The sequence below is a fragment of the Bradyrhizobium sp. genome, assembly GCF_049512235.1.
In the GTDB taxonomy this organism is placed as follows: domain Bacteria; phylum Pseudomonadota; class Alphaproteobacteria; order Rhizobiales; family Xanthobacteraceae; genus Bradyrhizobium.
Genome location: NZ_JBEKXH010000352.1, coordinates 1 through 6,698, shown reverse-complemented (window position 1 = coordinate 6,698; position 6,698 = coordinate 1). Strand labels below are relative to the sequence as shown.

The 6,698-nt window shown below is 57.8% G+C and carries 6 protein-coding genes; all 6 read left to right on the top strand.

Translation table 11 applies throughout. The features are described 5' to 3' along the window. A partial coding sequence (locus ABSG20_RS25905) for a GAF domain-containing sensor histidine kinase (RefSeq protein WP_423867335.1) occupies positions 1-1,680 on the top strand: 1,680 nt, incomplete at its 5' end. A gap of 352 nt (positions 1,681-2,032) precedes the next feature. Next, the gene (locus ABSG20_RS25900) at positions 2,033-3,031 is read left to right on the top strand and encodes a helix-turn-helix domain-containing protein (protein ID WP_423867334.1); all 999 of its coding nucleotides are present in this window, start codon (positions 2,033-2,035) and stop codon (positions 3,029-3,031) included. A 435-nt stretch (positions 3,032-3,466) separates the two neighbouring features. Then, entirely contained in the window at positions 3,467-4,288 is an 822-nt protein-coding gene (locus ABSG20_RS25895; RefSeq protein ID WP_423867333.1) for an alpha/beta fold hydrolase, read from the top strand. Positions 4,289-4,455: 167 nt separating this feature from the next. Next, entirely contained in the window at positions 4,456-4,905 is a 450-nt protein-coding gene (locus ABSG20_RS25890) for a cytochrome P460 family protein (protein WP_423867336.1), read from the top strand. 61 nt (positions 4,906-4,966) lie between these two features. After that, entirely contained in the window at positions 4,967-5,917 is a 951-nt protein-coding gene (gene tehA, locus ABSG20_RS25885; RefSeq protein WP_423867332.1) for a dicarboxylate transporter/tellurite-resistance protein TehA, read from the top strand. A 33-nt stretch (positions 5,918-5,950) separates the two neighbouring features. After that, positions 5,951-6,698 (top strand): histidine kinase dimerization/phosphoacceptor domain -containing protein (locus ABSG20_RS25880; RefSeq protein ID WP_423867331.1); only part of this gene is annotated, 748 nt, incomplete at its 3' end.

The window sequence follows — 6,698 nt, the reverse complement described above, 5'->3', positions numbered from 1 at the left end:
GTCCAGGCTGCTCCGACGTTGGATCACCTCGACCTTGCTGCGGTGATAAAAACGTCACAGGCGGTCTCGGAAGAGATTGTTCTGGACCGGCTGATCGAACGGCTGATGGTTATCGCCGTCGAACATGCCGGAGCCGACCGGGGCTTGCTGATACTTTCGGACGAAAACGATGTGCGGATCGAGGCCGAGGCAAGAATTGTGAGCGGTTCCGTACAGGTTGTTCTTCGACGCTCGCGCGTCTCATCGACCGAACTGTGCGAGCCGATCCTTCGGTATGTCATTCGAACCCAGGAGAGCGTGTTACTGGACGACGCGTCGGCGGCGGGTTCGTTTGTCGAAGATGATTACATTCGCCGAAATCGGATTCGTTCATTGAAGTGCCTTCCTTTGATGAAGCAATCGCAATTGGTCGGCACTCTCTACCTGGAGAACCGTCTAGCCACCCACGTGTTCACACCGGAGCGAATTGCCTTGCTGAGGACGCTAACTTCACAGGCTGCGATCTCTCTCGAAAATGCTCGTTTGTATTCCGAATTGAAGAGCACAGAAGCGCAGCTTCAGGCATCGCACGACGAAATGCAAATGCTTGTTTCCTTGATTGAAAACAGCAGCGATTTCATAGGTTATATCCCGACAAGAAACCGCGATGGCTACATCAACGCCGGCGGCAGACGCATGGTTGGGATCGAGCTGGATGCAGACGTGTCCGAAGTCCAGATCAGCGATTTGCGGCCGGCGGAAGAAGACCAAAGATATTCAGAAGAGATCCTTCCGGCGCTGATGCGCGACGGTAGGTGGATAGGAGAGCGGAATTTAAGGCACTTCAAGACAAATGCTCCAATACCGGTGTTGCAAAACCTCTTTTATATCATCGATAAGGACACCGGCGAAAGAAAGGGGATCGCTACGATCTGCAAGGAGATCACCGAGCAGAGGCAGGCCGACGAGGCGCTGCGCAGAGCCCGGGAAGATCTTGAGAAGGTCGCTCAGCGCATGACGATGGGTGAGTTCGCGGCTTCGATTGCGCATGAACTAAACCAGCCATTGATGGCGATTGTGACAAGTGCGGAAACTTGTTTGCTTAGGCTGGAAAAAGATCCGCCGGAGATCGGAAAGGCGCGCATTGCCGCGGAACGCGCCGTCAAGAATGGTCATCGCGCAAGCGATGTCATTAAGAGTGTTCGCGCGTTGCTGAAGAAGTCGGCTCCCGATATCGGCGAGTTCGATGCGAACCAGGCGATTCGCGACGTTCTCGATCTCGCGCGAGCGAAAATCAGCAAGGACGATATCTCTTTGGACCTCAGTCTTGCAGGCGCGGCGAACGTTATAGGTGACCGTGGGCAATTTCAACAGGTCATATTGAACCTGGTTGCGAACGGCATCGAGGCAATGCTGGAGGTGACGGATCGATTGCGGATGTTGCGCATAGAGACGCGAGACGATGATAACGGCTATCTGATGGTCAGTGTGCTGGACTCTGGCGAAGGAGTTGATCCAGCCAAACTAGACCAGATCTACAACACCTTTTTCAGCACCAAACCTTATGGGATGGGCATGGGTCTAGCAATCTGTCGGTCGATTGTCGAAATGCATGGCGGCCGGTTGTGGGCCACGCCGCGCCTGCCCCATGGCAGCACATTCAGCTTCACGGTCCCAACGGCCGCGTCGGTCGTGCAATAAGTGTCTTTCAAACGGAGGATCAATCCGTTCAATCGGTGCTGTCTGCGTGCTCGACAAGCCGGTTGGCAGGGCAGACTTGCTGGAAAGCATTCGAGATTCGCTAGATCTGGCGCGGGGCGCCAAGGAATCTTGAAAACAAATTCTAGGCAACGTTACCATGTCCAGAACTGAGTAAGCTCATCTGGCGCGCCATTCTGCTCAGTTCGGATCCCCGTCGCGCCAACCAATCCCAAGGTATCGTCGATACCATCGTACGATGGAACGGTCGTTGATCCGATGGCATCTAGGTTCCACTTCCATGCGTCCGGTCGGCCGATGGCTGGATTGATGCCCTGGATGATGGAGTCTGATCATGAGCATAATCGAGCAGAGCGGAGTTAGCGGCGCGGTTTCAGCGGGCGCGCTGGCGACGGCAGTATGTGGTTCGAGAAAACTCACACCGCTGCAGACCTGTGACAGCGTTGTCATAGCGCGGACGTCACCCTGCAAGGTCGATGTGTACAGGTCCCTTTCGGTCAGGCCTGGTGACGAGGACTTTGTCATTGCGCACATTTCGCGAGGCGAAGCCGCGCATGGTATGACTGAGCCGCAGGCGAAAAGGGCTGTCTACACGGCGTGTGTGCATCTGCGCGAGTTCAGCAGATACGATATCTGGTGCGACGATGAGTTCACGTCTGGCCGTTTTCTTGCGCCGGGATCGGTCCATATCAATGATATGCGGCATTCCTGGCTGGCGGATATTCAAAGCGGGTTCGACGTTGTCAATTTTTGTATCTCCCAGTCAGCACTTGACGAAATAGCCGAGGACCATGGTTCGAAACGCGTCGATGAATTGCACTGTCCAGTGAACGAAGCAAAAGTCGATTCTGTCGCGATGAATCTCGCACTTGCGTTTATTCCTGCGTTGATGCGGCCGAACCAGACCAATAAGCTATTTATCGACCATGCGTGGCGGGCTGTTACGGCCCACCTGGCAAGAACCTACGGGTCCCGCGGTCAAAGGAACGCGTCCGGTCAGGGAGGTTTAGCTCCGTGGCAGGAGCGCCGCGCCAAGGAGATGCTAATGGCAGATCTCTCGGGAAGCCTCAGTCTCCTGGAACTGTCGAGTGCATGCCGCTTGTCATGCAGTCATTTCAGTCAGGCGTTTCGGCAGACTGTTGGGTGCCCACCGCATCAGTGGCTTTTGACGCAGCGCGTTGAGCGATCGAAGCAGCTCATGCTCAATACCGATCAATCGCTGAGCGAAATTGCGCTTGCAACGGGGTTCGCTGATCAAAGCCATTTCACGCGCGTGTTCTCGCAGCGGGTCAAGGTGAGCCCTGGTGTTTGGAGGCGGGAGCAGGAACGATAGCGGCTGTAAGCTTTTCGCGCCGGCGTTTCCCGGGTGGGACTTCGCACAAGTGTAGTTCTGTACCGAAACTGACGCCGATTTGTTGCGCCGACGAGGTTGGCCGTCGTTAGGGCGACCGACGACCAGCTCTAAATCGACCTGGAAAGCGCGTTGAGCGTGCACCCCCGAGAAAGCTGCTGCGACAATCTGGATATCCCAAGAGGCAAACAGGCCGGTGGCTTGCGACCATCGGCGCGAAGTGACAGGCGTTTATCTCAGTGGTGCTCGGAATAAAGCAAATTATCACAAGAGCAGGATGTTTGGAAAAGACGAGGTCGCGCGAGCCCTGCATTGTGTCGGCGATAAACGGAAGTCAAGCGGGACCGCAGGCGCTCCGTGGGGGCGTCTTACCAGGGTGCGCTTGTAGGACCTGTAAACAACGCGGAGAGTAAGAACATGAGCACGATGAAGACAAAAGACGGAATCGAGATTTATTACAACGATTGGGGCACGGGACAGCCCGTCGTTTTCAGCCACGGGTGGCGTCTCAGCGCCGACGCGTTTGAAGATCAAATGTTTTTCCTTGCATCGCGCGGTTACCGGTGCATCGGGTTCGACCGTCGAGGCCACGGCCGATCGAGCCAACCCTGGCACGGTAACGATTTGGATGCGTATGCCGACGACCTCGCGGAACTTGTCGAGAAGTTGGATTTGAAGGATGCGATCCACGTCGGGCATTCAACCGGCGGCGGCGAAGTCGCTCGCTACATCGGTCGTCACGGCACAAAGCGGGTCGCGAAGGCCGTACTGATCGGCGCGATCCCGCCGCTCATGCTGAAGACCGAAGCAAACCCAGCCGGACTGCCGATAGCGGTATTCGATCAGCTTCGGGCGGGCGTCGCCGCCGATCGCTCCCAGTTCTTCAAAGAACTGAGCCTTCCGTTCTATGGATACAACAGGCCCGGGGCAAAGATATCGGAAGGCGTTCGAGAGTCATTCTGGCTCCAGGGCATGATGGCCGGTCTTCCAGCATCGTATTTTTGCATCAAGGCGTTCTCAGAAACGGATCTCACGCAGGATCTCAAGAGGTTCGATATCCCAACGCTCGTGCTGCACGGGGACGATGATCAGATCGTGCCGATCGCCGACTCTGCGCTGCTGTCATCAAAAATCATCAAGGGCGCCAAGCTCGTGGTTTACGAGGGCGCACCCCACGGGATGTGTACGACGTTGAAGGACAGGGTCAACGCTGAACTGATCGGCTTTTTGAAGGCGTGAGGATCATAACCGGGGCAGCGATCGCGTTTTCGATCGCAGTTCCGTGTTCCGTTCTTCGCTGCGGTGGTTCGAACGATAGATTTGGCCGACCGATTTTGGTCAGGAGGGTACCGATGAAACCAACGAGTGTCATTTTGCTCGCGGCGGCGGCGATATCCGTCACAACCATGATGTGGTTCACGCCGGGGCGCGCCGGCGGGGAGAGCGCCTCGCCGATCTTCGGCGTGACCGTTCCTGACGGATACAGGCAGTGGGAGTTGGTTGCCGTGGCGCACGAGGAAGGGCTGGATGAACTTCGCGGCATTCTCGGAAACGCAATCGCCATGCAGGCCTACCGGGAGGGAACGCTTCCGTTTCCGGATGGTGCGGTTCTGGCGAAGCTCGCCTGGAAGCACGTGCCGTCGACGGAGTTCAGCAGCGCCTTCGTTCCCGGCGCCGCCACGACGGTTCAGATTATGGTCAAGGATTCGACGAAATACGCCTCGACAGGCGGTTGGGGATTTGGCCGGTTCATCGACGGGAAGCCGGCCGATGAGGCGCAGCACAAGACCTGCATCCCTTGCCACCAGGCCAACGTAAAGGGCCACGATTTGGTGTTTACGCGGTTTGCGCGTTGACGGCCAGGGCAGACTAAACGCTGGCGATTGACCGCCACTGGCGAGTGCAGAGGACACACACGTGCCTGCGGCGTTTTTTGGCATTATATTGGGCCTCGTCGGCCTGGGCCGCTGCTGGCGCGAGGCCGCAGGTATCTGGCATGCGCCGGCGATCGTTGGTGAGTCGGTGATGGCGACTGCGGCCGCCGTCTGGGCGCTGCTAGTCCTTCAGTACATCGCCAAATGGATTTGGCGGCGCGCCGACGCCGTGAGGGAAGTCGGCCATCCCGTTCAATGTTGTTTCGTGGGATTGCTTCCGGTGTCGACCATGCTGTTGTCCCTCGCAGCGCTGCCTTACAGCTACCTGGTCGCTGCTGGGCTGGGTGTCGCTGGAGGCGTCGGGCAACTGGGGTTTGCCGTCTATCGCACTGGTCAGTTGTGGACCGGCGGGAGAGATCCGGAGACCACCACACCAGTGCTGTACTTGCCGACCGTAGCCGGCAATTTTGTCTCCGCGATCGTGGCCGTTGCGTTCGGCATGTCGGACCTGGCCGCGATGTTCTTCGGCGCCGGTCTGCTGGCTTGGTTAGCATTGGAATCGGTTCTGATGCACCGGTTGTATGTCCACGCTCCTCTGACCCCTCCGCTGCGGCCGACACTTGGCCTTCAGCTGGCGCCGGCGGTGGTTGGCTGTTCCGCCTATCTGTCGCTCACTTCCGGACCGCCCGATTTAATCGCGAAGGGGCTGCTCGGATACGGCATCTTGCAGGCGCTCATCCTGGTCCGACTGCTGCCGTGGATCATGGTGCAACCATTCGCGGCCTCCTATTGGGCGTTCACCTTCGGCCTCACCGCGATGGCATTCGATGCGATGAAGTTCGTTGAACGTGGAATGCACGGACTGGCGCCGCCGCTCGCTTTTGCGACTTTTGCATGTGCCAATATCGGCGTTGCCATCATCGCCATCGGGACCGTCTGGCTTGTCATTCGCGGCCGGATCCTTCCCGCTTCGCTGTCGTCCGTTACGCCCTGAGTCCTTATCTGGATTGCGACCACGCCGGACAGATTGTTCGCGGTCGATCGCCGGTTCGATCTTGTCAGCTATGTCGCTCGTTTGGAACAGGCGAGTGCATCAAGCGGAATGCCCTCGTCTCCCATGTCGGTCGTTCGGAGTGGAAAGGCAGGCCGTGTTGTCCCTGCGATCAGCTATCCGAAATTCGGCAACGCTAAAGCGGGGACGCCGCTGACGCAGGCGCATCGAATTATTGGGCTCGGCCTGCGGCTCAAAGCTTTTGGTCCGGGGGGCGACAGCGGCTTCATGCGGCTGAGCAGCGTCGCGGAGTTGAACCGGGGCCGCATCCAGGCGCGGCTTTATCGACCTGCCGTCTCCCTAACCAATAGAAATCGACAATTCAGCGGCAGCGAATGCAAGAAGCGGCCGGCATGCGCCGTTAGCCTTACACAGCACACAGAGGTCAGGCGCATGCAAATGGTGGCACACGAAACGCACAACGGCGGCATTCACCGTTTCAAGGAAATCGGAATACACGACGGCCCGCGTATCGAAGAGAACCTGTTGCTGCAGGAGATCACGCATCGCATCAACAACGAATTGACTTCGACGATCGGCATCGTCGCGCTGACGGCGGCGCAATCCGGCAACGAGGAAGTCAAGATCGCCCTGGCCGGCGTGATCCAACACATCCACGATTTCGCCAGCGTGCATCGAGCCCTGCAGATGCCGAAAGACGATTGTCTGGTCGATGCTGCTACCTATCTCCGGAATCTGTGTCAGTCCATCAGCCGTGCCAAAC

What these genes read in the sequence shown, in the direction of transcription:
- ABSG20_RS25900 (WP_423867334.1), top strand. Translation starts at nt 2,033, where the DNA reads ATGAGCATAATCGAGCAGAGCGGAGTTAGCGGCGCGGTTTCAGCGGGC.
- ABSG20_RS25895 (WP_423867333.1), top strand. Translation starts at nt 3,467, where the DNA reads ATGAGCACGATGAAGACAAAAGACGGAATCGAGATTTATTACAACGAT.
- ABSG20_RS25890 (WP_423867336.1), top strand. Translation starts at nt 4,456, where the DNA reads ATGATGTGGTTCACGCCGGGGCGCGCCGGCGGGGAGAGCGCCTCGCCG.